Origin of the sequence: Streptomyces sp. NPDC006174, from assembly GCF_040614075.1 — a bacterium.
GTDB lineage: Bacteria > Actinomycetota > Actinomycetes > Streptomycetales > Streptomycetaceae > Streptomyces.
On record NZ_JBEXTJ010000001.1, the window covers coordinates 24,410 to 46,659 of the forward strand.

Here is a 22,250-nt window from a genome sequence, read left to right on the forward strand (position 1 = left end):
ACCACCGAGGAAGATAAAGGCTTCCCCATGGATACCAAGCAGGTTAGCGCGCCCTCGCGCGCGCCGTCCTCCGGCGTCGTCCACATCAACATCCGCCTCACCGACGGTTACACGATCATCTCCAACCGCCTCTCCCAGCACCGCGGCCTGTCCCTGCTGGCCATCGGCCTCGGCACCCACATCCAGTCGCTGCCCGCCGGGAGGCGCATCGGCATCAAGGTGCTCGCCGCGACCTTCCCGGAGGGCGAGACGGCCATCGCGGCCGGGCTGCGCGAGCTGGAGCACCACGGGTTCCTGCGCCGCACCCGTGAGCGCGTAGGAGGTGGCCGGGTCGCCACGCGCACGGAGTCGTACAACCACCCGGAGGCGGCGGCCCGGCGGGTGAGTCCGGCTCCGGTACTGGAGCGCGGGCCCGTTCTCGTACCCGAGCCCGAGCCGGAGCCGGAGCCGGAAGCCGAGCCCGAGCCCGAGCCGGAGGCCGAACCCGTACGGGAGGCTGAGGCCGTGCCGGAGTCCGAGGCCGAGCCTGGGCCGGATGCCGAGCGCGTACCGGAGCCGGAGGCCGAACCCGAACCCGAACCCGAACCCGAGGCCGTGCCGGAGCCGGAGCCGGAAGCCGAGCCCGTATGGGAGTCCGAGCCCGAACCCGTACCGGAGGAGCCCGCCCCCGAGCCCCGCCTTGTGCCGCCGCCCACCGCGCCGAAGCCGCCGCGCCCGCCGCTGCCCGGTCCGTGCCGTCCCACCGAGGCGCTGTACGCGGCGGCGGCCGACCTGCTGGCCGGGCTGCGGCGGACCGCGCCCCTGTTCGTCCTCTCCGAGGAGGACGTGCGGCGGCTCGTTCCCGGGGTCGCGGCCTGGCTGGAGCGGGGGATGCGGCCCGATGCCGTACGGGAGGCGCTCACCGACGACCCGCCCGTACCGCTCCGGCACCCGGCGAAACTGCTGCGCCACCGCCTGATCACGCTCCTCCCGGCGCCGCTGCCCGTAGCGGCGCCGGTCGTGCCCCTGCAGAACTGCGACGACTGCGACCGGGCGTTCCGGTCACCGGTGGCGGGGGTGTGCCGGGGGTGCGGAGAGGCCCGCGCGGACGGTGCCGAGTCGTTTCGTCTGAGCGCGTGAAGGCGGCGCTGTCCTGTTCGCGCGGGGTTGCACAGTTCTACACTGCTGGAGTGACTGCTGCGCGCGACTACGAAGACATGCACCACCTGGTGGACCGGCTCTCGCCCCGCCAGGTGCGGCGGTTGCGGCTGCTGGTGACGCAGGACGAGGAACTGGCGCAGGTAGCCGGAGCTGCCTCACCCGAGCAGCCGTCCGAGGACGAGCCGGTGCCGGAGGGGCTGATCGCTCTGATCGGCAGCATCCAGGGACCGGCGGACCTTGCGGAGCGGCACGACGACTACCTTCGCGAGCGCATGGAGCGGCGCTTCGGGAACGCCGAGTGATCACCACGGTCCTCGACACCGGCCCGCTGGCTGCGGCACTCAACGCTGGGGACCGGCGCCACGTCGAATGCGGCAGGTTCCTGGCTACCCTCACCGGCCGCCGACTGCTCCCGAGCCCCGTCCTCGGAAGAAAACGTCGGGCGGCGTGTCGATCGGGGCCGGGGCCGTTCGTCGTCATGGTGTAAGGCAGCCCCGAGGGGCTCGAAACACCGAGGCGACAGGAGCCGGACCATGAAGTACATGCTGCTGATCCACAGCGGGGCCGTCGACGAGCAGGGCGGGGCGCCGCAGTGCACCGTCGAGGACTGGATGGCCTACGACAAGGACGTACGCGACGCCGGGATCCTCGTCTCCGGCGAGTCGCTGGCCGATCTGGTGACCGCGACCACCGTGCGGGTCTCGCCGGCCGGAGAGCGGACCGTGACGGACGGGCCGTTCGCGGAGACGCGGGAGCTGCTGGGCGGGTTCCTGGTGATCGACGTGCCGGACCTCGACGCGGCCCTGGACTGGGCGGCCCGCTGTCCCGGTGCGCGCGACGGCGGCTCGGTCGTCGTCCGGCCGGTCGCGGACTTCGGGGGCTGAGAGCGGTGGCGCGGGAGTCCGGTGAGGCTCAGGTCGCGGTCGAGGCGGTGTTCCGGGAGGAGCGGGGGCTGCTGCTCGCCTCTCTCGTACGGCGGTTCGGGGATCTCGATCTGGCCGAGGAGGTGACGTCCGAGGCGATCGAGGCGGCCCTGCGCCACTGGCCGGCCGAGGGCGTTCCGGCGCGGCCCGGGGCCTGGCTGCTGACGACCGCGCGGCGGAAGGCGGTGGACCGGTTGCGGCGGGACCAGGCGTACGCGGCACGGCTCGCCGTCCTCCAGGCCGACGCGGAACGGGACGAGACCGTCGCCGCACCGACCGGACACGGTGAACTGCCGGACGAACGGCTGCAGTTGTTCTTCACCTGCGCCCACCCCGCACTCGCCGCCGAGGACCGCACCGCCCTCACCCTGCGCTGCCTCGCCGGGCTCACCACTCCGGAGGTGGCGCGGGCCTTCCTCGTGCCGACGGCGACCATGGCCCAGCGGATCGTGCGGGCGAAGAAGAAGATCCGCGAGGCCCGCATCCCGTTCCGGGTGCCCGGCCCCGACGAGCTGCCGGAGCGGCTGCCCGGCGTGCTCCAGGTCGTCTACTCGGTCTTCACCGAGGGGTACGCGGCCAGCTCGGGCCCTCGTCTCCAGCGGCTCGACCTGGCCGAGGAGGCGCTCCGCCTGGCGCGGATACTGCACCGCCTGCTCGCGGCCGAACGCGAGGCCGCCGGGCTCCTCGCGCTGCTGCTCCTCGTCCATGCCCGGCGCGCGGCGCGGACCGGTCCGGACGGCGAGCCGGTGCTCCTGGAGGACCAGGACCGGAGGCTCTGGGACCGGCCGATGATCGAGGAGGGCCGGGTGCTGGTGGTGCGGGCGCTGACCGGCGGACCGGCCGGTCCGTACGGGGTGCAGGCCGCCATCGCCGCGCTGCACGACGAGGCGGCGGACGTGGAGTCGACGGACTGGGCGCAGATCGTGGCCCTGTACGACGTACTGCTCGCGCTGGCCCCGTCCCCCGTGGTCGCGGTGAACCGCGCGGTGGCGGTCGCGATGCGCGACGGACCGGGTGAGGGACTGGCGCTGCTGGACGCGCTGGGCGGTGAGTCCAGGCTGCGGGCGTACGGGCCCTACGCGGTGGCGCGCGGTGATCTGCTGAGCCGGCTGGGGCGGGACGGGGAGGCTGCGGTGGCCTACCGGGAGGCGCTGGAGCTGGGGGGCACCGAGCCGGAACGGGCCGCGCTGCGGCGGAAGCTGGGGGAGGGGTGACCCTCGCCTCCTGGCAGGGCTTCACCGGCGGAGAGGGTGCACCGGTGTCACGAGCCGCCGGTGCACGAGGACGTCGAACCACTCGGCCAGGGAACCGCCCGTCATGTGGTGAGCGGTGTCGTCGTCCGGGTCGTGGTGTGGCCCGATGGCCCGGGACACGGCGGTCCGTGCGAGCCAGTCGGCGACGGGCCGCGGCGCGCCGGTCCGGAGATCCAGCAGGTAGTCACCGGCCGCGTCGTCCTCCAGGACCGACTCCACCAGTGGCGGTACGGGTCCGGGCACCCGGTGGGGCGGGGTGCCGGTGTACGTGGCCAGTTCACCGTGGCCGAAGGTGAGCCCGATCGACAGGTACCGGTCCCCGAGCCGGTCCTGGAGGTGGCTGCCGGCGTTGGGCGAGGCGCTCGCCGGGTCCGGCGGGAAGCTGATGGCCCGGCCCGGTGCCTTGGCGGAATGGGAGCTGGAGGTCCAGAACAGCACCTTGTGGCCGGTGTGCCGGTGCCACCACAGGACGTTCTCGACGAAGAACCGCTCGTAGCAGGCCATGTTGTGCGGGTCCAGCGGATCGTCGTCGTGGTCGTGGAGTTCGTGGAACTGGACGATCACGCGGGCGTTGTGGAGCGCCCAGGCGTGGCCGTCGGCGGCCGGTACCTCCGCCACCAGGGCATGGGCCGCTCGCGCCCGGTAGCGCCAGGACCGCCTGTCCGGCAGAGCGCGGAAACGACGCGTGTGCGCGGCCACCTCGCCCTGCGGCCGGAGGCCGGCGTAACAGGACTCCAGCTCGTCCAGCAGCTCGGGTGCGGCGCGGCGCACGTAGGCGGCCACCGTGTCGTATGCCGAGGGGCCTGTCTCGTGGGGGCTGACGCCGACGAAGCGGACGGGGTCGTGCGGGTGGTCCTCGTTGAAGGCGCGCATCCACCGGACGAGGGCCAGCACCTCGGCGGTGCGGCAGAAGGGTTCCGCGGACTCCAGCAGCGCCACGGGATCTCCGGCGCCGGTGCGTACGTAGGTGTCGAGCCGGACGCCGAGCGTCCAGTCCTGGTCGAAGGCGACCGCGCGGAATCCGGCCTCACCGACCAGAAGCCTGGCGATGCGCACCTGGAGGGCGAAGACTTCATGGGCTCCCCGTGTTCCGGCCCCGTATCCCACCACGGCCGTCCGCTCACCGAGCATGTCCAGGAGCGGCCTCAGGTCTTCCAACGACGCCGAGGTGTCCACGGTGGTCAGGGGGTGTGCCGTGGTTCTGAGCCAGTTCTGAACCGCCGTGCGGTGTTCCGGTGAGATCGTCATGAGGCCACCCTCCGACCTCAAGTCGGCTTGAGGTCAAGCCCTGTCCACGGTGCGCTGCTCCGCTGGACCGGCAGGTCAGACCTCCGGGTCGGGGGCGTACGACAGCTCCAGGGAGACGGGCTCGGTCTGCTGGTCGGAGGCGGTGACGTGGGTCGTGCGGCGGGTGAGGCGCAGGCCCATCGCGGCGAGTTCCTCGGGTTCGTGGAGGGCGCAGAGCAGGGCCGCCGCCGCCGGGAGCGTGAGAGGAGTGGTGGGGCTGTGGCCGAGGACGGCGGCGGTGTCGGGCGCGGTGAGAGCGGCCTGCTCGGCGTGATCGAGGACCTTGCCGGGGTCGTCGACGACGAGTTCCTCGACCTGGATGCGCCGGGTGCGGACGCGGAGGTCCAGAGGGCGTCGGGGCAACTGCCTAGGTGAGGCGACGGCGGGGCGCGGGTCCGGGTAGGTCAGGTGCGGGCGGTTCATGAGGTGGACTCCAGGGTGCGGGCGTACGGGACCGTCGAGTTCGGGGCGAGGGAGAGGGCCGGGGAGGCTCGGGCGTGGGGGAGGGGAGGGCGCCGGTCGCTCAACTGCGGTCCCGTGGAAAGGTGGTGATGGTGCGGCGGGCGGGGAGGTGGCTGATCCGGGTGCGCGGGCGAGCGAGGATCGAGGTGGCCAAAGGGTCTCCGCGGGAGGTGCGAGAGGCGGTGGCAACGCTCCGCCGCGTTGCGGTCGTCGAGGTCGGACATACTCACGATGAGAGCGGCGCGCGATCGTCGCAAGGTGCGCTGTGTGCACTGTGCGCAGGCTGCGCGAACTGTCGGATGGCGAGCCGGAGCGGAAGGATGAGCCGTGGCGCGTGAACGGTCGGGCCGGACGGCGCAGCACCTGGTGCTGGTGGCACGTCTGCGGCACCTGCGGGAAGGCGCCGGCCTGTCCGTACCGCAGGCCGCCAAGCTGCTCGGCTGGCACCCGTCGACGCTGCGGAGGCTGGAGCAGGCGCAGACCTCGCTGGACGTGGGGCAGGTGTCCGCTCTGCTCGACCGGTACGGAGCGGGCGCGTCCGAGACCGACGACATCATGGGCCGGCTCAACGCGGCCAACATGCCCGGCTGGTGGCATCCGTGGCGCGATGCCATGGACCCCTGGCTCATGGACCTGATGAGCGTGGAGTCCGCCACGAGCTTCGTGCGCACCTGGGACCCGGCGCTCGTGCCGTTGCTGCTGCGGACCCCGGCGTACGCCATGGCCGTGGACGCCGCCCTGCGGCCCGACCTGGACCCCGCGGTCCGGCGGCGGCGCGCGGATCTGCTGGTGATGCGTCAGCGGCGGCTGCGTGAGCAGCAGGCGCGGGTGTGGGCGGTGCTGCCGGTCACCGCACTGCGCTGCCGGGTCGGCGACGGCGAGGTGATGCGTGAACAGCTCGCCGCGCTCCAGGAGGCCGCGGAGCGACGGGATGTGATGGTGCAGCTCCATGCCGAGGACGCACCGCCGCATCCGCTGACCGGTGTTCCGGCAGTGAGTCTGTACCGCGTGGAGATCCGCGAGATCGCGGATCACGTGGTGCGTGAGGGAGGGCTGCCGGGAACGGCGGAGGTGTGGGACAGCGGCCCGCCCGTACAGGAATATCAGGCGATGCTGGACGTGTCGTGCGTGATGGCGATGCGTCCGGACCGAACGAGGGAGGTTCTGCAGGATGAGTACGACCGGGAACGGGGCTGAACTGCCCGCGCAGATCGACACGAGCGTCGCGCACTCCGCGCGCGTGTGGAACTACTGGCTCGGCGGGAAGGACAACTTTCCGGCGGACCGGGCCGCGGGCGACGCCTACCGGGAGAAGTACCCGCTGATCGAGACGTTCGCGAAGGAGTCGCGTGACTTCCTGCGCCGTACGGTGACCTACCTCGCGCGGGATGCCGGGATCCGGCAGTTCCTGGACGTCGGCGCGGGCCTGCCGACGGCGAACAACACGCACGAGGTCGCGCAGCGGATAGCCCCGGACGCGAAGATCGTCTACGTCGACCACGACCCGCTGGTGCTGCTGCACGTCCACGCGCTGCTGACCAGCAGCGCCGAGGGCGCGACCGCCTACGTGGAGGCGGACATGCGCGACACCGAGGCGGTCCTGGAGGGCGCGGCCAAGACCCTGGACCTGAGCCGACCCGTCGCTCTCGTGATCTCCGACGTCCTCGGGCACATCGTGGACTGGGACGACGCGCTGTCCCTGGTACGGCGGCTGGTGGCGCGTCTGCCCTCGGGCAGTTACCTGTCCCTGTCCCACTCCACCGCCTCGGACGAGGCCCACCGGGCGGTCCAGGACGAGTACAACAGCAGCGGGGCGATCCCGTACATCTTCCGCGAGCCGGAGACCACCATCGCGTTCTTCGACGGGCTGGAGATGGTGGAGCCGGGGATGGTGTCCTGGCCGAACTGGCGGCCCGACGCCAACACCGGCACCACCACCGCCCGGGCCGGCTGGGGAGCCGTCGCCCGCATTCCCTGACCCGTTCCCGTCATCGCCGCGCCGCGCACCCGGACCGCAGGTGCGCGGCGCGCTTCGGCCGCCGAGGGGGCGCGGTATGAGCACCACGTACACGACCGGACCCGACGCCGCGGGCCCGGGAGATTCCCGCGCGGTACGGGAAGCGATGGCGGACCGGCTGCTGCGGGCCGCGACACGGTCCGGTGCGCAGCTGGTCAGCGAGGCCGCCGTGCTCATCCAGGGAGCGGCGGTGCTGACCGACCCGATCGCCGGGGCCGTCTACAGCACGCCCGTCGGTGCGGCGGCCGACGGCGTCCACGCCGCGGCCCATCCGCAGGACCACCCGCACCATGTGCAGCGCCCGGCGGCCGGAGCCGTCCTCGTCCTGCATCCGGCACCCACCGTGCCCGCCGACCACGTCGGCCACGTCGCCACCACCACGGCGGCCCTCCTGGAGGTGCGCGGGCAGCGCGCCGCCGAACTGCGCGCCGAGCAGATGCGACTGCACACCACGCTGCTCCGGCTGCTCCTGGCCGGCCACACCGCCTCCGTCACGAACACCGTGAACGCCGGCGGGCTCACGCATGCCACGCTCTACCGGCTCACCGGCCCCGACGTCCCCACCGCTCACCAGGTCCTCTGGCGGGCCGCCCGCCCGTCCCTGGCCGGGCACGGCGGATCCTGCGCCTTGATCGGTGAGGTGGACGGCGAGCTCCTGGTCGCCGAACTCCACCACGGCAGCGACGACGGACGGATCCTGCGCCTGGTGTCCCGGGTGAGCGAACGTCACGGCCTCCTCGCGGGCCTGGCCGGACCGCTGCCCCTGGCCGAGATGCCCACCGCCCACGCCGACGCGGCGGCGGCCCGGCACAGCGCCACCCCCGCCCACCGCATCGTCCCCGCCGACGCCGTCGGCACCCCGCAGCTCGCCGGCCTGCTCCCTCCCGGCCCGTACACCGCCTGGGCACGATCCGTGCTGAGCCCGCTGACGCCGGAGCACCGGCACCTGCTCCTGGTCCGGCTCCGCACCGGCAGCGCACCGCGTGCCGCCGCCGCGCTGGGGCTCTCATCCGGCACCGTCCGCACCCGGCTCCGCTCCCTCGCCGTTCTGCTCGGCGCGGACCTCGACGACATCACCGTGCAGGCGCATCTGCTGCTCGCGCTCCGCGCTCCCACGCGGGGCGACGGCCAGGCGGAGAGCGAGGGCCAGGCCCGGCTGGAGACGCTGCCCGGCGGGATCCTGGACACCGAAGCGGCCCGCGCCTGGGCCGCCGGCCTGGTCGGCGGGCTCGAACCGCACCTGCGGATCGCGCTCGCCTGCTGGCTGCGCCACCACGCCAGGACCGCTCCCGCCGCGACCGAACTGCACGTCCACCGCACCACTTTGACGGCCTGGCTCACCCGGTGCGCCGAGCGCCTGGGGCAGAACCTCACCGATGCCACCGTACGAGCCGAACTGCACCTCGCTCTGGAGGCCACCGCGAAGGACGGAGACGACCCGAGGGCTCTTCCACGGCGGGGCGGCCGCACCTACCGCCGCCTGTGAGCGACCGCGCCGTGAGCCGCCGTGAGCGGGTCACGGCCGGCCGGGCGGCCGGGGCGCCGTCCGCCTCGCGGTGAATCATGGCCGGAATCCGTGCCTTGACCCGCTCATGACATGGATCCATCCTGTGCCCGTCGCACAGCTCCACCCCCCACCCCGACGGACTCAGGAGACTGCCAGCATGCGACTCGCCAACACACGGAAATCCCGCCCGGCGAAAGCCAGAACGAAGGCCGGTACGGCCAGGACGAAGGCCCGGCGGAACGCCACCCTCGCCGTCCTGCTCGCTCTCGGTCTCGCCGCGCCGGCGACCGCCGTCGCCACCGCCGAGCCCGCCGCCCGCAACACGGTCGTCGCGCCGGACGAGCGGCCGGTCCAGTACGAGATCACCGGGCGCACCACGCCTGCCGCCCGCACCGAGATCCTCCGCACGGGCGTCACGATCGACGAGGTCCACGACCACGGCATCGTGATCAGCGCGAAGGCCGGCCAGGTCAGGAAGCTCCGGGCCAAGGGCCACGTCCTGCAGGCGCTGCCCGCGCCCGGCGCCCACACCCACGGCGAGGAAGGCGTCGGCGCGCTCGACTTCCCGCCGGCCGACTCCCGGTACCACAACTACGCCGAGATGACGGCGGCGATCGACGCCCGTATCGCCGCCAACCCCTCGATCATGAGCAAGCGCGTGATCGGGAAGACCTACCAGGGCCGCGACATCGTCGCGATCAAGATCAGCGACAACGTGGCCACCGACGAGGCCGAGCCCGAGGTCCTCTTCACCGCCCACCAGCACGCCCGCGAGCACCTGACCGTCGAGATGTCGCTCTACCTGCTCCGCGAGTTCGCGGCGGGGTACGGGAGCGACTCCCGGATCACCCAGGCGGTCAACGGCCGCGAGCTGTGGATCATCCCGGACATGAACCCGGACGGCGGCGAGTACGACATCGCCTCCGGCTCGTACCGCAGCTGGCGCAAGAACCGGCAGCCCAACTCCGGTTCCACCGCCGTCGGCACCGACCTCAACCGCAACTGGGCCTTCAAGTGGGGCTGCTGCGGCGGCTCCTCCTCCAGCCCGTCCTCGGACACCTACCGCGGCCGGGCCGCCGAGTCCGCGCCGGAGACGAAGGTCGTCGCGGACTTCGTACGGAGCCGGGTGGTCGGCGGCAAGCAGCAGATCACGGCGGCGATCGACTTCCACACGTACAGCGAGCTGGTGCTCTGGCCGTTCGGCTACACGTACAACGACACGGCCCCCGGCATGACGGCCGACGACCGCAACGCGTTCGCGGCGGTGGGCCAGAAGATGGCGGCGAGCAACGGGTACACCGCCGAACAGTCCAGCGACCTGTACATCACGGACGGCTCGATCGACGACTGGCTGTGGGGCTCGCAGAAGATCTTCGGCTACACCTTCGAGATGTACCCGCGCTCGGCCTCCGGCGGCGGCTTCTACCCGCCGGACGAGGTCATCGAACGCGAGACCTCCCGCAACCGGGACGCGGTGCTGCAGCTGATCGAGAACGCGGACTGCATGTACCGGTCGATCGGCAAGGCGGCGCAGTACTGCTAGTGACGTGCTGAACCTGCTCCGGTGCGGAACCCCGCACGGGCCCGCACCGGAGTGTCAGGCCACGTCGTGCACGCTGTGTTCGCCGAGATCCGGGGCGTGCCGGGCGACCGTGCGGTAGTCGAGGTCGTCATGGAGGACCGTCAGACCGTGATGGGCCGCCGTGGCGGCGACGACGAGGTCCACGGCGGAGGCGCTCCGGTGCTGTCCGGCGCGTGCCATGCGGTGTTGGACCGAGGTGATCCAGCGTCCGGCGCTCTTCGGCACGGAGACGTCCGGGTAGAGGTCGGTGAACATCTCGACGATCTCGTCGTACTCCCGTGCGTTGCGGGCGCCGTACAGGAACTCCGCTCGCTGCGGATGGCAGGAGGCGACCGTTCCGGCCTCGATCGCATCGGACCATGCCGACTGCAGGGTGGTGTCGGAGAGCAGTCGTACGAGGCCCGAAGGTCGAGCAGGTAGATCACCGGCCGTCCTTCTCCGCCCGGTGCCGCCGCTCGGCGTCCTCGACCGCGCCCCAGTCACGCGCGCGCTCGAAATGGCGGCTGATCCGCGCCGCGCGCTCCTGCTGCTCCGCGTAGAAGCGGAGGGCGAGGTTGACGGTCTCCTTCTTCGTCCGGGCCTTGGAGAGAGCCATCGCCCGCTCCAGAGCTTCATCGTCTATGTCGATCTGGGTCACCGACATGTCCGGCCGCCCTTCATACGGGTCATGTACAAAGAATTGTTTCTCGCACGAGCTGAATCAGCGCTCGGCGACGGCCCGGCCGACCACCTAGGCCCGGTGGAATCGTGTGTCGCCCGCGTTTCTGCCCCGCGGCCACTTCCGGCCTTAGGCTGCCGCTATGTGCGGAATCGTGGGTTATGTCGGTGGTCAGTCGGCGCAGGACGTCGTCGTCGCGGGACTCAAGCGCCTCGAATACCGGGGCTACGACTCGGCGGGTGTCGCCGTGCTCGCGGACGGCGGGCTCGCCGCCGCGAAGAAGGCGGGCAAGCTCGTCAATCTGGAGAAGGAGCTGGGGGCCCGGCCGCTGCCGGCCGGGCGGACCGGGATCGGGCACACGCGGTGGGCCACGCACGGTGCGCCCAACGATGTGAACGCCCATCCGCACCTGGACAACGCGGGCCGGGTCGCCGTCGTCCACAACGGGATCATCGAGAACTTCGCGGCCCTGCGGCGCGAGCTGACCGGGCGCGGGCACGCGCTCGGGTCGGAGACGGACACCGAGGTCGTCGCGCATCTGCTGGCCGAGGCGTTCTCGGCGGGCGGGGACCTCGCGGACGCCATGCGGCAGGTGTGCCGGCGGCTGGAAGGGGCCTTCACTCTGGTCGCCGTCCACGCGGACCAGCCGGACGTCGTCGTCGGCGCCCGGCGCAACTCGCCGCTCGTCGTGGGCGTCGGGGACGACGAGTGGTTCCTCGCCTCCGACGTCGCCGCCTTCATCGCGCACACCCGCTCCGCCATCGAGCTCGGCCAGGACCAGGTCGTCGAGCTGAGCCGCGAAGGCGTCACCGTCACCGGGTTCGACGGGGACCTGGCCGAGGTGCGCGAGTACCACGTCGACTGGGACGCCTCCGCCGCCGAGAAGGGCGGTTACGCCTCCTTCATGCTCAAGGAGATCGCCGACCAGCCGCAGGCCGTCGCCGACACCCTCCTCGGCCGGATCGACGGCGAGGGCTCGCTGACCCTGGACGAGGTCCGCCTTCCCGACGCCGAACTCCGCGAGGTCGACAAGGTCGTCATCGTCGCCTGCGGGACCGCCTTCCACGCCGGGATGATCGCCAAGTACGCCATCGAGCACTGGACCCGCCTGCCCTGCGAGACCGAGCTCGCCAGCGAGTTCCGCTACCGCGACCCGATCCTCGACCAGCGCACCCTCGTCGTCGCCATCTCCCAGTCCGGCGAGACCATGGACACCCTGATGGCCCTGCGCCACGCCCGCGAACAGGGCGCGAAGGTGCTCGCCATCTGCAACACGAACGGCTCGACGATCCCGCGCGAATCCGACGCCGTCCTCTACACGCACGCCGGGCCCGAGGTCGCCGTCGCCTCCACCAAGGCCTTCCTCACCCAGCTCGTCGCCTGCTACCTCGTCGCCCTGTACCTCGGCCAGCTGCGCGGCACGAAGTGGGGCGACGAGATCCGTACGGTGGTGCGCCAGCTCTCCGCGATCTCCGGCGAGGTCGAACGCGTCCTTACGACCATGGAGCCCGTCCGCGCGCTGGCCCGCTCCCTCGCCCACCACGACACCGTGCTCTTCCTCGGACGCCACGTCGGCTATCCGGTCGCTCTCGAAGGCGCGCTCAAGCTCAAGGAGCTCGCCTACATGCACGCCGAAGGGTTCGCGGCCGGCGAGCTCAAGCACGGGCCCATCGCGCTCATCGAGGAGGGCCTGCCGGTCGTCGTCATCGTGCCGTCACCGCGCGGCCGTTCGGTCCTCCACGACAAGATCGTCTCCAACATCCAGGAGATCCGGGCCCGGGGCGCGCGCACCATCGTCGTCGCCGAGGAGGGCGACGAGGCCGTCGTCCCGTACGCCGACCACCTCATCACCGTCCCCGTAACGCCTACGCTGCTTCAGCCGCTGGTCGCCACCGTGCCGCTCCAGGTCTTCGCCTGCGAGCTGGCGACGGCCCGTGGCAACGAGGTGGACCAGCCACGCAATCTGGCGAAGTCCGTGACCGTGGAGTGAGCCGGGGCGCGCGCCCCGCGTGATGGGGATGGCGAGGGTGGGTTCGTGATCATCGGAGTCGGGATCGACGTGGCCGAGATCGAGCGGTTCGGCGCCGCGCTGGAGCGTACGCCGCAGTTGGCCGACCGCCTCTTCGTCGCGAGCGAGCTGACGCTGCCGAGCGGCGAGCGGCGCGGAATCGCCTCGCTCGCCGCCCGGTTCGCCGCGAAGGAGGCCCTCGCGAAGGCGCTCGGCGCACCGGGCGGGCTGCTGTGGAGCGACGCGGAGGTCTGGGTCGAGGAGAGCGGACAGCCACGGCTGCGGGTGAGCGGCACGGTCGCCGCCCGCGCGGCCGAACTGGGCGTACGCGGCTGGCACGTCTCGCTCAGCCATGACGCGGGCGTGGCGTCGGCGGTGGTGATCGCGGAAGGGTGACCGACGCTCCGGGGCGTCGGGGGTGGCGTCAGCCGTCGTGATCGCGGAGGGTTGGTGCCATGCGACGTGCCTACAGCGTGGAGACCGTACGGGCCGCCGAGGCCGCCCTCATGAAGCGGGTGCCCGAAGGCGCCCTGATGCAGCGCGCCGCCGCCGGCCTCGCCGCCGCCTGCGGCGATCTGCTCCGGCGCGGCGGACGGGTGTACGGGGCCCGGGTCCTGCTCCTGGTCGGCGGCGGCGACAACGGCGGCGACGCGCTGTACGCGGGCGCACGCCTTGCCCGGCGAGGCGCCGGAGTGCGCGCGCTCCTCGTCTCGCCCGACCGGGCGCACGCCGGCGGGCTCGCCGCGTTCCTGGCCGCCGGAGGCCAGGTCGTCGACAAGCCGGACGATGTCGGCGGCGCGCTCGACCTCGTCGTGGACGGCATCACCGGCATCGGCGGGCGCGGCGGGCTCCGCGAGGACGCCGTGGCCCTGTTGCGGGCGGTGACCCGGGACCACGGCCGTACGCCCGTCGTCGCCGTCGACCTGCCGAGCGGCGTCGAGGCCGACAGCGGCGAGGTGCACGGCGAGGCCGTGCGCGCCGACGCGACCGTCACCTTCGGTACGTACAAGCCGGGCCTCCTCATCGACCCGGCCGCCGAACACGCGGGCGCGCTGCGGCTGGTGGACATCGGGCTCGGGCCGGAGCTGCCGGAGCCGCCGGATCTGGAGGCGCTCCAGTACGCGGACGTGGCGGCGCTGCTGCCGGTGCCGGGCGGCGAGAGCGACAAGTACAGCCGGGGCGTCGTCGGCGTCGTCGCCGGGTCCGAGCGCTATCCGGGCGCGGCGGTCCTGGCGGTCGCGGGCGCGCTGCGCGGCGGTGCGGGCGCCGTGCGGTACGTCGGGCCCGGCGCGGACGCGGTGATCGCGCGCTTCCCGGAGACGCTGGTGCACGCCGGGCCGCCGTCGGAGGCCGGACGCGTGCAGGCCTGGGTGATCGGGCCCGGCCTCGGTGACGGCCGGTGGGCGGAGGAGGCCGTCGCCGACGTGCTCGGCGCCGACGTCCCCGTGCTGGTCGACGCGGACGGGCTGCGGCTGCTGGAGCCGGAGACCGTACGGACCCGGACCGCCGCCACCGTCCTGACACCGCACGCCGGTGAGGCCGCGGCCCTGCTCGGCGTGGCGCGCGAGGAGGTGGGGGCCGGACGGCTCGCCGCCGTACGCGAACTGGCCGCCCGCTACCGCGCCACCGTCCTCCTCAAGGGCTCCACGACCCTGGTTGCGGAGGCCCGGGACACGCCCGTGCGGGTCAACCCGACCGGGACCGGCTGGCTCGCCACGGCCGGCAGCGGCGATGTGCTCTCCGGGCTGACCGGCTCGCTGCTGGCGGCCGGACTGGCTCCGCGTGACGCCGCGTCCGTCGGCGCCTACCTGCACGGCCTCGCCGCCCGGCACAACTCCGACGGCGCTCCGGTCTCCGCGCAGGACGTCGCGGACGGCATCCCGGCGGCCTGGCGAGACGTGCGGGCCGGGTGAGGCGGGGGCGAAGGCGGAAGCCCGGAGGCCGGAGGCGGGCCGGTCACGCTGATCACCGCCGTGAAGGAGGTCGCCGGCAGCCATGTGCCGGTCCTCGCCGACCACCTCCAGCATGTGATGAAACGTACATAGGTGTGGATACCGGCGCGCACTGCCGGGGAGGTGGCGGGCGCCTCTGAGAGACTGGGCGCGATGAACGAGACAGCGTCCCTGAGAGCCCGTGCCGAGATCGACCTCGCCGCGCTGCGCGCCAACGTGCGTGCGCTGCGCGAGCGTGCGGCCGGCGCACAGCTCATGGCCGTGGTGAAGTCCGACGGGTACGGGCACGGCGCCGTGCCGTGCGCACGGGCCGCGCAGGAGGCCGGGGCCACCTGGCTCGGGACCGCCACTCCGCACGAGGCCCTCGCGCTGCGGGCCGCCGGTCTCGACGGCCGGATCATGTGCTGGCTCTGGACGCCCGGCGGACCCTGGCGCGAGGCGATCGAGGCCGACATCGACGTCTCGGTCAGCGCGCTGTGGGCGCTGCGCGAGGTCGTCGCGGCCGCCTCCGCCGCCGCCCGGCCGGCGCGCGTCCAGCTCAAGGCGGACACCGGCCTCGGCCGGGGTGGCTGCCAGCCCGCCGACTGGCCCGAACTCGTCGCCGAGGCCCGCGCCGCCGAGCGGACCGGCACCATCCGGATCACCGGCCTCTGGTCCCACTTCGCCTGCGCCGACGAGCCCGGCCACCCGGCCAACGCGGCCCAGCTCTCCGCGTTCCGGGACATGGTGGCGTACGCCGAGAAGGAGGGCGTCGACCCCGAGGTGCGCCACCTGGCCAACTCCCCGGCCACGCTGACGCTTCCGGAGGCGCACTTCGACCTCGTACGGACCGGCATCGCGATGTACGGCGTCTCGCCCGCTCCCGAACTCGGCACGCCCGCCGAGCTGGGCCTGCGCCCGGTGATGACGCTCGCCGCCGCCGTCGCGCTGGTCAAGGACGTCCCGGCCGGCCACGGCGTCAGCTACGGCCACCACTACGCCACCTCCGCCGAGACCACGCTCGGCCTCATCCCCGTCGGCTACGCGGACGGCATCCCGCGCCACGCCTCCGGACGCGGACCCGTCCTGGTCGGCGGCACGGTCCGTACGGCGGCGGGCCGCGTGGCCATGGACCAGTTCGTCGTCGATCTCGGCGGCGACCGGCCCGAACCGGGCGCCGAGGCCGTGCTGTTCGGGCCCGGCGACCGCGGCGAGCCGAGCGTCGAGGAGTGGGCGGTGGCGGCGGAGACGATCGGGTACGAGATCGTCACCCGGATCGGCAGCCGGGTGCCCAGGGTGTACGTGAACGAGACGGCAGAACCGAGCGGGGGCGCACCACAGTGAGCGAGAGCAGCGCGGGGGCGGCGGCGGGAGACGTCATGGCGGTGGCCGCCGCGACGGCACCCGGATGGCGCCGGGCGGGCGTCGCCGGGGCCGCGATAGGAGTGCTCGCCGCCGGTGCGGCGGCCGGGGTCGCGGTGGAGCGGCTCACCGTCGGGCGCGGGATGCGCAAGAAGGCCCGCCTCGCGCTGGACGCGACCGGGCCGTACGGCTCGCTGCGCGGGACGCCGGGCCGGGCCGTCGCCGACGACGGGACCGAGCTGTACTACGAGGTCGACGAGGTGGAGCCACCGGCGCCCGCCGACGGACCCGCATCCGACGGACCCGCATCCGACGGCAACCGCCGCCGCCGGCTCTTCGGGCGCAAGGCACCCGCTCCCGTCACCGTCGTCTTCAGCCACGGCTACTGCCTCGGCCAGGACTCCTGGCACTTCCAGCGCGCCGCGCTGCGCGGCCTCGTCCGCGCCGTCTACTGGGACCAGCGCAGCCACGGCCGCTCCGAGCGCGGGCGCGCGCAGGCGGACGGCGTGGCCCTCGGCATCGACCAGCTCGGCCGCGACCTCAAGGCCGTCATCGACGCGGCGGCTCCCGAAGGCCGGATCGTGCTCGTCGGCCACTCCATGGGCGGCATGACGGTGATGGCGCTGGCCGACCGGTATCCGGCCCTGATCCGCGACCGGGTCGCCGCCGTCGCCTTCGTCGGCACCTCCAGCGGCAAGCTCGGCGAGGTCGACTTCGGGCTGCCGGTGGCGGGCGTACGGGCGGTGCGGCGGGTGCTGCCGGGCGTGCTGCGCGCGCTCGGGACGCAGGCGGAGCTGGTGGAGAAGGGGCGCCGGGCCACGGCCGACCTCTTCGCCGGGCTGATCAAGCGGTACTCGTTCAGCTCGCGGGACGTGGATCCGGCCGTCGCGCGGTTCGCGGAGCGGCTGATCGAGTCGACCCCGATCGACGTGGTCGCCGAGTTCTATCCGGCCTTCACCGAGCACGACAAGAGCGGTGCGCTGCCCGCCTTCCGGGACGTGCCGGTGCTGATCCTGGCCGGCGAGAAGGATCTCGTCACCCCGAGCTCGCACAGCGAGGCCATCGCGGACGTACTGCCGGAGGCCGAGCTGATCCTGGTGCCGGACGCCGGACACCTGGTGATGCTGGAGCACCCGGAGACGGTCACCGACCGGCTGGCCGACCTGCTCGTACGCGGCGGAGCGGTGGCTGCCGCTAACGTTGGCGAGCATGGAAGCACCGCACAGCAGCCCGGCCGCCGATAGCCGCGAGACGGCCGTGACCGAGGCCCTCCCCGAGGCCGTCACCGAGGCCGTCACCGTCACGCTCACCGTTCAGTCGCCCGAACGGATGCAGGACCTCGGCCGCCGCCTCGCCCGCGTCCTGGCCCCCGGCGACCTGGTCATGCTCACGGGCGAGCTGGGCGCCGGGAAGACGACGCTGACCCGCGGGCTCGGCGAGGGCCTCGGTGTGCGCGGCGCGGTCACCTCGCCCACCTTCGTCATCGCCCGCGTCCACCCGTCCCTGGTAGAAGGTCCGGCACTGGTCCACGTCGACGCGTACCGCCTCGGCGGCGGGCTCGACGAGATGGAGGACCTGGACCTCGATGTGTCGCTGCCGGAGTCGGTGGTGGTCGTGGAGTGGGGCGACGGCAAGGTGGAGGAGCTGGCCGAGGACCGGCTGCGCGTGCTCATCGACCGCGCGACCGGCGACACGGACGACGAGCGGCGCGAAGTCACGCTGGTCGGTATCGGCCCGCGCTGGGCGGGGCTGCGGGAGGAGCTGGCCTAGCCGGAGCGTCAGGCGGAGGCGGCCTTCCCGACGAGCTGTCGGTAAATTGTTGCGCACGGGACCGTGGTCGTGGTCACATGGGTACGAGACCTAGTTAGGTCTGCCTAACCACGACCTCCACCGGAACCCAGGAGGCATCCATGCCGACGCCCGAGCGTGCGGAGCAGCCGCGGCAGCAGCCGACGCCGTCCGACCTGTCGATGAAGGACCTGTTGGCCGCGGGTGCGGCGGCGACCGCGGTCTCCACCCCGCCGAGCGAGCCGGACGCGGCCGACGGTGACGAGGAGAGCGGCGACGAGAGCGCGGTGCGGCGCCGGGCGGCCTGAGGCCCAGGTCCTACGGGACCACGACCACCTTGGCGCCGACCGTCGCGAAGCTCCACATCGCGTTGCCGTCCGCGCGCTTCATCCGTACGCCGCCGGTCTTCGACGTCGGGTCCGGCGCCTTCATCGAGCCGTCTTGCGCCGCGCTGAAGCCCACCGCGACGTCGTTGACGTTGGCGAACCGCACCACGTGCTCGATGGGCACGCCGTCCGAGCCCTGGACCGTGCCCGAGCGCGAGGAGACCCGGTAGGTGCCGGGCGGCGGGCTGACGGGGCTCGGCATCACCGTGAACGTACGGATCGCCTTGCCGCTCTCTTCCACCAGCCAGACCCGCCGGTCCCTCAGCGCGTAGACGACGCGCTCGCCGGTGCCCGAGGCCACCGGGACGGCCAATGCGTCCTGTGTGGGCTTCGGCTTCGCCGACGGCTGCGCGGAGGCGGAGGCCGAGGCCTTCGGAGTGGCCGAGGAGGAGGACGCCACCGAATCGGGTGCGTTCGCCGATGCCTGGTAGGCGAGGACGCCGACCGCGACGACCGCCGCCGCAGTGAGCCCGGCCACCATTCCCGAGCTTCCCCTTGACACCGTGAACTCCCCTTTCGGCTGCCGCATGGTTCACACCGGCGTTGTCGTACAAGCGTTTACGTCGTACCCGCGGATACCCGGTGACGGTAGCAGCAGGCGACGGGCAGGCCGGGACGCCGTACGGACGCCGTACCGCCGTCGGCGGAGCCGTAGGCTGTTTGCGTGCTCTTGCTCGCCATGGATACCGCCACGCCCGCCGTCACCGTCGCCCTGCACGACGGTACGTCCGTCATCGCCGCCTCCGGCCAGGTCGACGCCCGCAGGCACGGTGAACTGCTGCTGCCCGCCGTCGACCGGGTCCTCGCCGAGGCCGGCGTGAAGCTCGACGCCGTGACGGGCGTGGTCGTGGGCGTCGGCCCCGGCCCGTACACCGGCCTGCGGGTCGGCCTGGTCACCGCCGCCACCTTCGGCTCCGCCCTCGCCGTCCCGGTACACGGGATCTGCACGCTGGACGGACTGGCGTACGCCGCCGGGCAGGACGGCGGCCTGGAAGGGCCCTTCGCCGTGGCGACGGACGCGCGCCGCAAGGAGGTGTACTGGGCGCGGTACGAGGACGCCCGCACCCGTACGGGTGACCCGGCCGTCGACCGGCCCGCCGACATCGCCGCCGAACTGGCCGGCCTCCCGGTGGTCGGCGCCGGCGCGGTCCTCTACCCGGACGCCTTCCCGGACGCGCGCGGACCCGAGCACGTGGCCGCCGGCGCACTCGCCGCACTCGCCGCCGAACGGCTGGCGGCCGGCCAGGAGCTGCTGGAGCCGCAGCCGCTCTATCTGCGCCGGCCCGACGCGCAGGTCCCGAAGAACTACAAGGTGGTCACCCCGAAGTGAGCGCCGCCGTCACTGCCGTGCTGCGCGAGATGCGCTGGTGGGACATCGAGCCGGTGCTGGAGCTCGAGCACGCGCTCTTCCCGGACGACGCCTGGTCGCCCGGCATGTTCTGGTCCGAGCTGGCCCACGCGCGCGGCCCCGGCGCCACCCGCCACTACGTCGTCGCGGAGGAACCGGACACCGGCCGGATCGTCGGATACGCCGGGCTCGCCGCGCTCGGCGACCTCTCCGACGTCCAGACCATCGCGGTCAGCCGCGCGGCGTGGGGCACCGGCCTCGGCTCCGAACTCCTCGCCGACCTGCTGAAGGCCGCGACCGCCTTCGAGTGCGCCACCGTGCTCCTCGAAGTCCGGGTCGACAACACGCGCGCGCAGAAGCTGTACGAGCGGTTCGGCTTCGAGCCGATCGGTTTCCGGCGCGGCTACTACCAGCCGGGGAACATCGACGCGCTCGTCATGCGCCTCACCATGCAAGAGCAAGCACCAGAGACCGGGACTGAATGATGGCTGCCGACGAACCCCTCGTACTCGGCATCGAGACCTCCTGCGACGAGACCGGCGTCGGCATCGTGCGCGGGACGACCCTGCTCGCGGACGCCGTCGCCTCCAGCGTCGACACCCATGCCCGCTTCGGCGGCGTCGTCCCGGAGATCGCGTCCCGCGCCCACCTGGAGGCGATGGTCCCCACCATCGAGCGCGCCCTGAAGGAGGCCGGCGTCAGCGCGCGCGACCTCGACGGGATCGCGGTCACCTCCGGCCCCGGACTCGCGGGCGCGCTGCTGGTCGGTGTGTCGGCCGCGAAGGCGTACGCGTACGCGCTGAACAAGCCGCTGTACGGGGTCAACCACCTCGCCTCGCACATCTGCGTCGACCAGCTGGAGCACGGCCCGCTGCCCGAGCCGACCATGGCGCTCCTGGTCAGCGGCGGCCACTCCTCGCTCCTGCTCGCGCCGGACATCACCAGCGACGTGCGGCCGCTCGGCGCGACGATCGACGACGCGGCGGGCGAGGCGTTCGACAAGATCGCCCGCGTGCTGGACCTCGGCTTCCCCGGCGGCCCGGTCATCGACCGCCTGGCGCGCGAGGGCGACCCGAAGTCCATCGCGTTCCCGCGCGGCCTGACCGGCCCGCGTGACGCACCGTACGACTTCTCCTTCTCCGGCCTGAAGACCTCGGTCGCGCGCTGGATCGAGGCGAAGCGGGCGGCGGGTGAGGAGGTGCCGGTACGGGATGTGGCGGCGTCCTTCCAGGAGGCCGTGGTGGACGTGCTGACGCGGAAGGCGGTGCGGGCCTGCAAGGACGAGGGCGTCGACCACCTGATGATCGGCGGTGGCGTGGCGGCCAACTCCCGGCTCCGTGCGCTGGCGCAGGAGCGGTGCGAGCGGGCCGGCATCCGGCTGCGGGTGCCGCGACCGGGGCTCTGCACGGACAACGGTGCGATGGTCGCGGCGCTCGGCGCGGAGATGGTGGCGCGCAACCGGCGCCCGTCCGACCTGGAGCTGTCGGCGGACTCGTCGCTGCCGGTGACGGAGCCGCACGTTCCGGGGAAGCACCAGCACGCGCATGATCACGACCACGTGCACGAGATCAGCAAGGACAACCTGTACTCATGAGCGCCGCGACCGTCGTCCTGATGTGGGAGGCCCGCGCGGTCGAGGGCCGCGGCGGCGAGCTCCTGGAGTGGGCGCGGGCCCGGTCCGCCGAGCTGTCGCGCGAACCGGCCCGCCGCGAACTCCTGCGCGCCCCGCAGGACCGGGTGCTGGTCATGACGTGGTGGGAGGAAGCGTCGTACGCCGACGACCTCCCCGAACTCCCCGAGCCCGACGGCGCCCTGATCACCCGGCCGGTGCACCGGTGGCGGTTCGAGGCGGTGGACTGAGCAGCGCTCTTCAGCTCCGCGTTCCCCGGCTGATCAGGCCCTCCACGATCGCGTCCAGTTCGGCGGCGGTCTCGTAGTCGGCGGCGTACCCCCGCCAGTGCTCCTTCACCTCGGTGAGCCGTGGCAGCTCCGCCGTGTCCTTCTCCGTGATCATCTCCGGGAAGAACTCCCGGCGCGACGGCTGTTCCGCGCGGCGGGCCGCCGCTCTGCGGAAGACCAGGTCGCCGTAGACGTAACTCCAGATCGTCCGGTACGCGCGCACCGCGCGGGCGGGTGAGAGGCCGCAGGCCAGGGCGCAGTCGATGATCTCCTCCACCATCCACAGCGCGTTCCGGTCGGTCAGCTCGCCGAGCGCCAGGATGTCCAGCACCCACGGGATGCGGCCGATGATGTCGTGCATGTGCACGGCCACCGCCACCAGCCGCTCGCGCGGGTCCTCCGGCAGCTCCGGGCGCGGAAAGGCGGCCGCGGTGCCGGACAGGGTGAGCATCAGCAGCTCGTCCTTGTCCTGCACGTAGTGGTACAGCGCCATCGGCGTGGAGCCCAGCTCCTTCGCCACCCGCCGCATGGACAGCGCGTCCACGCCTTCCTCCTCGACGATGCGGCGCGCGGTGGCGACCATCACGTCCGGGTCGAGTCGGCGCGGGCGGCCCACGGGTTTCTTCTTTTCGGACTTCTCGGTCTTCTCGCTGCCTGGCACCCGGGCATTCTCCCCTTTCGGGTCCTTCTCCGTGCCGG

General features: G+C 73.0%; 25 protein-coding genes and 1 pseudogene. 20 read left to right on the forward strand and 6 right to left on the reverse strand.

What is annotated here, in order from left to right; genetic code table 11:
* Window positions 1-27 precede the first annotated feature (27 nt).
* The 4 genes from ABZ267_RS00130 (at window position 28) to ABZ267_RS00145 (ending at window position 3,277) form a co-directional block, all read left to right on the forward strand.
* A complete protein-coding gene (locus tag ABZ267_RS00130) occupies window positions 28-1,119 on the forward strand; it encodes a hypothetical protein (protein ID WP_356754880.1) in 1,092 nt (363 codons plus the stop codon).
* Between the two features lie 50 nt (window positions 1,120-1,169).
* Window positions 1,170-1,442, forward strand: a complete 273-nt coding sequence (locus tag ABZ267_RS00135) for a hypothetical protein (protein WP_356754878.1) — start codon at window positions 1,170-1,172, stop codon at window positions 1,440-1,442.
* 231 nt (window positions 1,443-1,673) lie between these two features.
* Window positions 1,674-2,024 carry a YciI family protein gene (locus ABZ267_RS00140; protein WP_030561860.1) on the forward strand — a complete coding sequence of 117 codons (351 nt, stop codon included), beginning with the start codon at window positions 1,674-1,676 and terminating at the stop codon, window positions 2,022-2,024.
* Between the two features lie 5 nt (window positions 2,025-2,029).
* A complete protein-coding gene (locus ABZ267_RS00145; RefSeq protein ID WP_356754876.1) occupies window positions 2,030-3,277 on the forward strand; it encodes a DUF6596 domain-containing protein in 1,248 nt (415 codons plus the stop codon).
* Window positions 3,278-3,298: 21 nt separating this feature from the next.
* Here the strand turns inward: ABZ267_RS00145 and ABZ267_RS00150 are convergent, their stop codons facing one another.
* On the reverse strand, window positions 3,299-4,564 hold the full coding sequence (locus ABZ267_RS00150; protein WP_356754874.1) for an erythromycin esterase family protein: 1,266 nt from the start codon (window positions 4,562-4,564) through the stop codon (window positions 3,299-3,301).
* Window positions 4,565-4,639: 75 nt separating this feature from the next.
* On the reverse strand, window positions 4,640-5,026 hold the full coding sequence (locus tag ABZ267_RS00155; RefSeq protein WP_356754873.1) for a hypothetical protein: 387 nt from the start codon (window positions 5,024-5,026) through the stop codon (window positions 4,640-4,642).
* A gap of 366 nt (window positions 5,027-5,392) precedes the next feature.
* Here ABZ267_RS00155 and ABZ267_RS00160 point away from each other — a divergent pair, with 366 nt between their 5' ends.
* The 4 genes from ABZ267_RS00160 to ABZ267_RS00175 all read left to right on the forward strand — a co-directional run bounded on the left by ABZ267_RS00160 (window position 5,393) and on the right by ABZ267_RS00175 (window position 10,132).
* Window positions 5,393-6,262, forward strand: a complete 870-nt coding sequence (locus tag ABZ267_RS00160; RefSeq protein WP_356754871.1) for a helix-turn-helix transcriptional regulator — start codon at window positions 5,393-5,395, stop codon at window positions 6,260-6,262.
* Window positions 6,237-7,043: an SAM-dependent methyltransferase gene (locus tag ABZ267_RS00165; RefSeq protein WP_356754869.1), complete on the forward strand. Its 807-nt coding sequence runs from the start codon at window positions 6,237-6,239 to the stop codon at window positions 7,041-7,043. Before ABZ267_RS00160 ends, ABZ267_RS00165 begins: the two co-directional genes overlap by 26 nt.
* Window positions 7,044-7,119: 76 nt before the next feature.
* Window positions 7,120-8,568: a helix-turn-helix domain-containing protein gene (locus tag ABZ267_RS00170; RefSeq protein WP_356754868.1), complete on the forward strand. Its 1,449-nt coding sequence runs from the start codon at window positions 7,120-7,122 to the stop codon at window positions 8,566-8,568.
* 178 nt (window positions 8,569-8,746) lie between these two features.
* Entirely contained in the window at window positions 8,747-10,132 is a 1,386-nt protein-coding gene (locus ABZ267_RS00175; protein ID WP_356754866.1) for a M14 family metallopeptidase, read from the forward strand.
* 54 nt (window positions 10,133-10,186) lie between these two features.
* Here the strand turns inward: ABZ267_RS00175 and ABZ267_RS00180 are convergent, their stop codons facing one another.
* Together ABZ267_RS00180 and ABZ267_RS00185 are read right to left on the reverse strand one after the other, a co-directional pair.
* Window positions 10,187-10,654 (reverse strand): PIN domain-containing protein, encoded by a 468-nt coding sequence (locus ABZ267_RS00180; RefSeq protein ID WP_356754865.1) that lies wholly within the window; start codon window positions 10,652-10,654, stop codon window positions 10,187-10,189.
* Window positions 10,593-10,814: a type II toxin-antitoxin system VapB family antitoxin gene (locus ABZ267_RS00185; RefSeq protein ID WP_176725502.1), complete on the reverse strand. Its 222-nt coding sequence runs from the start codon at window positions 10,812-10,814 to the stop codon at window positions 10,593-10,595. The genes ABZ267_RS00180 and ABZ267_RS00185 overlap by 62 nt, the downstream gene beginning before the upstream one ends.
* Window positions 10,815-10,971: 157 nt before the next feature.
* On the opposite strand from ABZ267_RS00185, the gene glmS reads away from it, so the two are divergent.
* The 8 genes and pseudogenes from glmS (at window position 10,972) to ABZ267_RS00225 (ending at window position 18,226) form a co-directional block, all read left to right on the forward strand.
* Entirely contained in the window at window positions 10,972-12,819 is a 1,848-nt protein-coding gene (gene glmS, locus ABZ267_RS00190; RefSeq protein ID WP_356754863.1) for a glutamine--fructose-6-phosphate transaminase (isomerizing), read from the forward strand.
* 45 nt (window positions 12,820-12,864) lie between these two features.
* Window positions 12,865-13,233 carry a holo-ACP synthase gene (locus ABZ267_RS00195; RefSeq protein ID WP_015610767.1) on the forward strand — a complete coding sequence of 123 codons (369 nt, stop codon included), beginning with the start codon at window positions 12,865-12,867 and terminating at the stop codon, window positions 13,231-13,233.
* 59 nt (window positions 13,234-13,292) lie between these two features.
* Window positions 13,293-14,750 carry an NAD(P)H-hydrate dehydratase gene (locus ABZ267_RS00200; protein ID WP_356754861.1) on the forward strand — a complete coding sequence of 486 codons (1,458 nt, stop codon included), beginning with the start codon at window positions 13,293-13,295 and terminating at the stop codon, window positions 14,748-14,750.
* A gap of 33 nt (window positions 14,751-14,783) precedes the next feature.
* Window positions 14,784-14,882: pseudogene (locus ABZ267_RS00205) on the forward strand (DUF488 domain-containing protein); the annotation flags it as partial.
* Window positions 14,883-14,942: 60 nt separating this feature from the next.
* Entirely contained in the window at window positions 14,943-16,112 is a 1,170-nt protein-coding gene (alr, locus tag ABZ267_RS00210; protein WP_356754859.1) for an alanine racemase, read from the forward strand.
* 35 nt (window positions 16,113-16,147) lie between these two features.
* Window positions 16,148-17,374 (forward strand): alpha/beta hydrolase, encoded by a 1,227-nt coding sequence (locus ABZ267_RS00215; RefSeq protein WP_356754925.1) that lies wholly within the window; start codon window positions 16,148-16,150, stop codon window positions 17,372-17,374.
* Window positions 17,340-17,900, forward strand: coding sequence for a tRNA (adenosine(37)-N6)-threonylcarbamoyltransferase complex ATPase subunit type 1 TsaE (tsaE, locus tag ABZ267_RS00220; protein ID WP_356754857.1), 561 nt, complete (start codon window positions 17,340-17,342; stop codon window positions 17,898-17,900). Before ABZ267_RS00215 ends, tsaE begins: the two co-directional genes overlap by 35 nt.
* Before the next feature lie 140 nt (window positions 17,901-18,040).
* Window positions 18,041-18,226 carry a hypothetical protein gene (locus ABZ267_RS00225; protein ID WP_356754855.1) on the forward strand — a complete coding sequence of 62 codons (186 nt, stop codon included), beginning with the start codon at window positions 18,041-18,043 and terminating at the stop codon, window positions 18,224-18,226.
* 10 nt (window positions 18,227-18,236) lie between these two features.
* Here ABZ267_RS00225 and ABZ267_RS00230 read toward each other — a convergent pair whose 3' ends face one another.
* Window positions 18,237-18,785, reverse strand: a complete 549-nt coding sequence (locus ABZ267_RS00230; protein WP_356754923.1) for a hypothetical protein — start codon at window positions 18,783-18,785, stop codon at window positions 18,237-18,239.
* A gap of 198 nt (window positions 18,786-18,983) precedes the next feature.
* Here ABZ267_RS00230 and tsaB point away from each other — a divergent pair, with 198 nt between their 5' ends.
* Genes tsaB through ABZ267_RS00250 form a run of 4 tightly spaced genes read left to right on the forward strand, consistent with a single transcriptional unit; the run spans window position 18,984 to window position 21,512 of the window.
* Window positions 18,984-19,634: a tRNA (adenosine(37)-N6)-threonylcarbamoyltransferase complex dimerization subunit type 1 TsaB gene (tsaB, locus tag ABZ267_RS00235; RefSeq protein ID WP_356754921.1), complete on the forward strand. Its 651-nt coding sequence runs from the start codon at window positions 18,984-18,986 to the stop codon at window positions 19,632-19,634.
* The gene (gene rimI / locus ABZ267_RS00240; RefSeq protein WP_356754853.1) at window positions 19,631-20,137 is read left to right on the forward strand and encodes a ribosomal protein S18-alanine N-acetyltransferase; all 507 of its coding nucleotides are present in this window, start codon (window positions 19,631-19,633) and stop codon (window positions 20,135-20,137) included. Before tsaB ends, rimI begins: the two co-directional genes overlap by 4 nt.
* Window positions 20,137-21,246 carry a tRNA (adenosine(37)-N6)-threonylcarbamoyltransferase complex transferase subunit TsaD gene (gene tsaD / locus ABZ267_RS00245; protein ID WP_356754851.1) on the forward strand — a complete coding sequence of 370 codons (1,110 nt, stop codon included), beginning with the start codon at window positions 20,137-20,139 and terminating at the stop codon, window positions 21,244-21,246. The genes rimI and tsaD overlap by 1 nt, the downstream gene beginning before the upstream one ends.
* The gene (locus ABZ267_RS00250; RefSeq protein WP_356754849.1) at window positions 21,243-21,512 is read left to right on the forward strand and encodes a hypothetical protein; all 270 of its coding nucleotides are present in this window, start codon (window positions 21,243-21,245) and stop codon (window positions 21,510-21,512) included. The genes tsaD and ABZ267_RS00250 overlap by 4 nt, the downstream gene beginning before the upstream one ends.
* A 10-nt stretch (window positions 21,513-21,522) precedes the next feature.
* On the opposite strand, the gene ABZ267_RS00255 is transcribed toward ABZ267_RS00250, so the two are convergent.
* Window positions 21,523-22,212 (reverse strand): helix-turn-helix domain-containing protein, encoded by a 690-nt coding sequence (locus ABZ267_RS00255; RefSeq protein WP_356363843.1) that lies wholly within the window; start codon window positions 22,210-22,212, stop codon window positions 21,523-21,525.
* Window positions 22,213-22,250 lie beyond the last annotated feature (38 nt).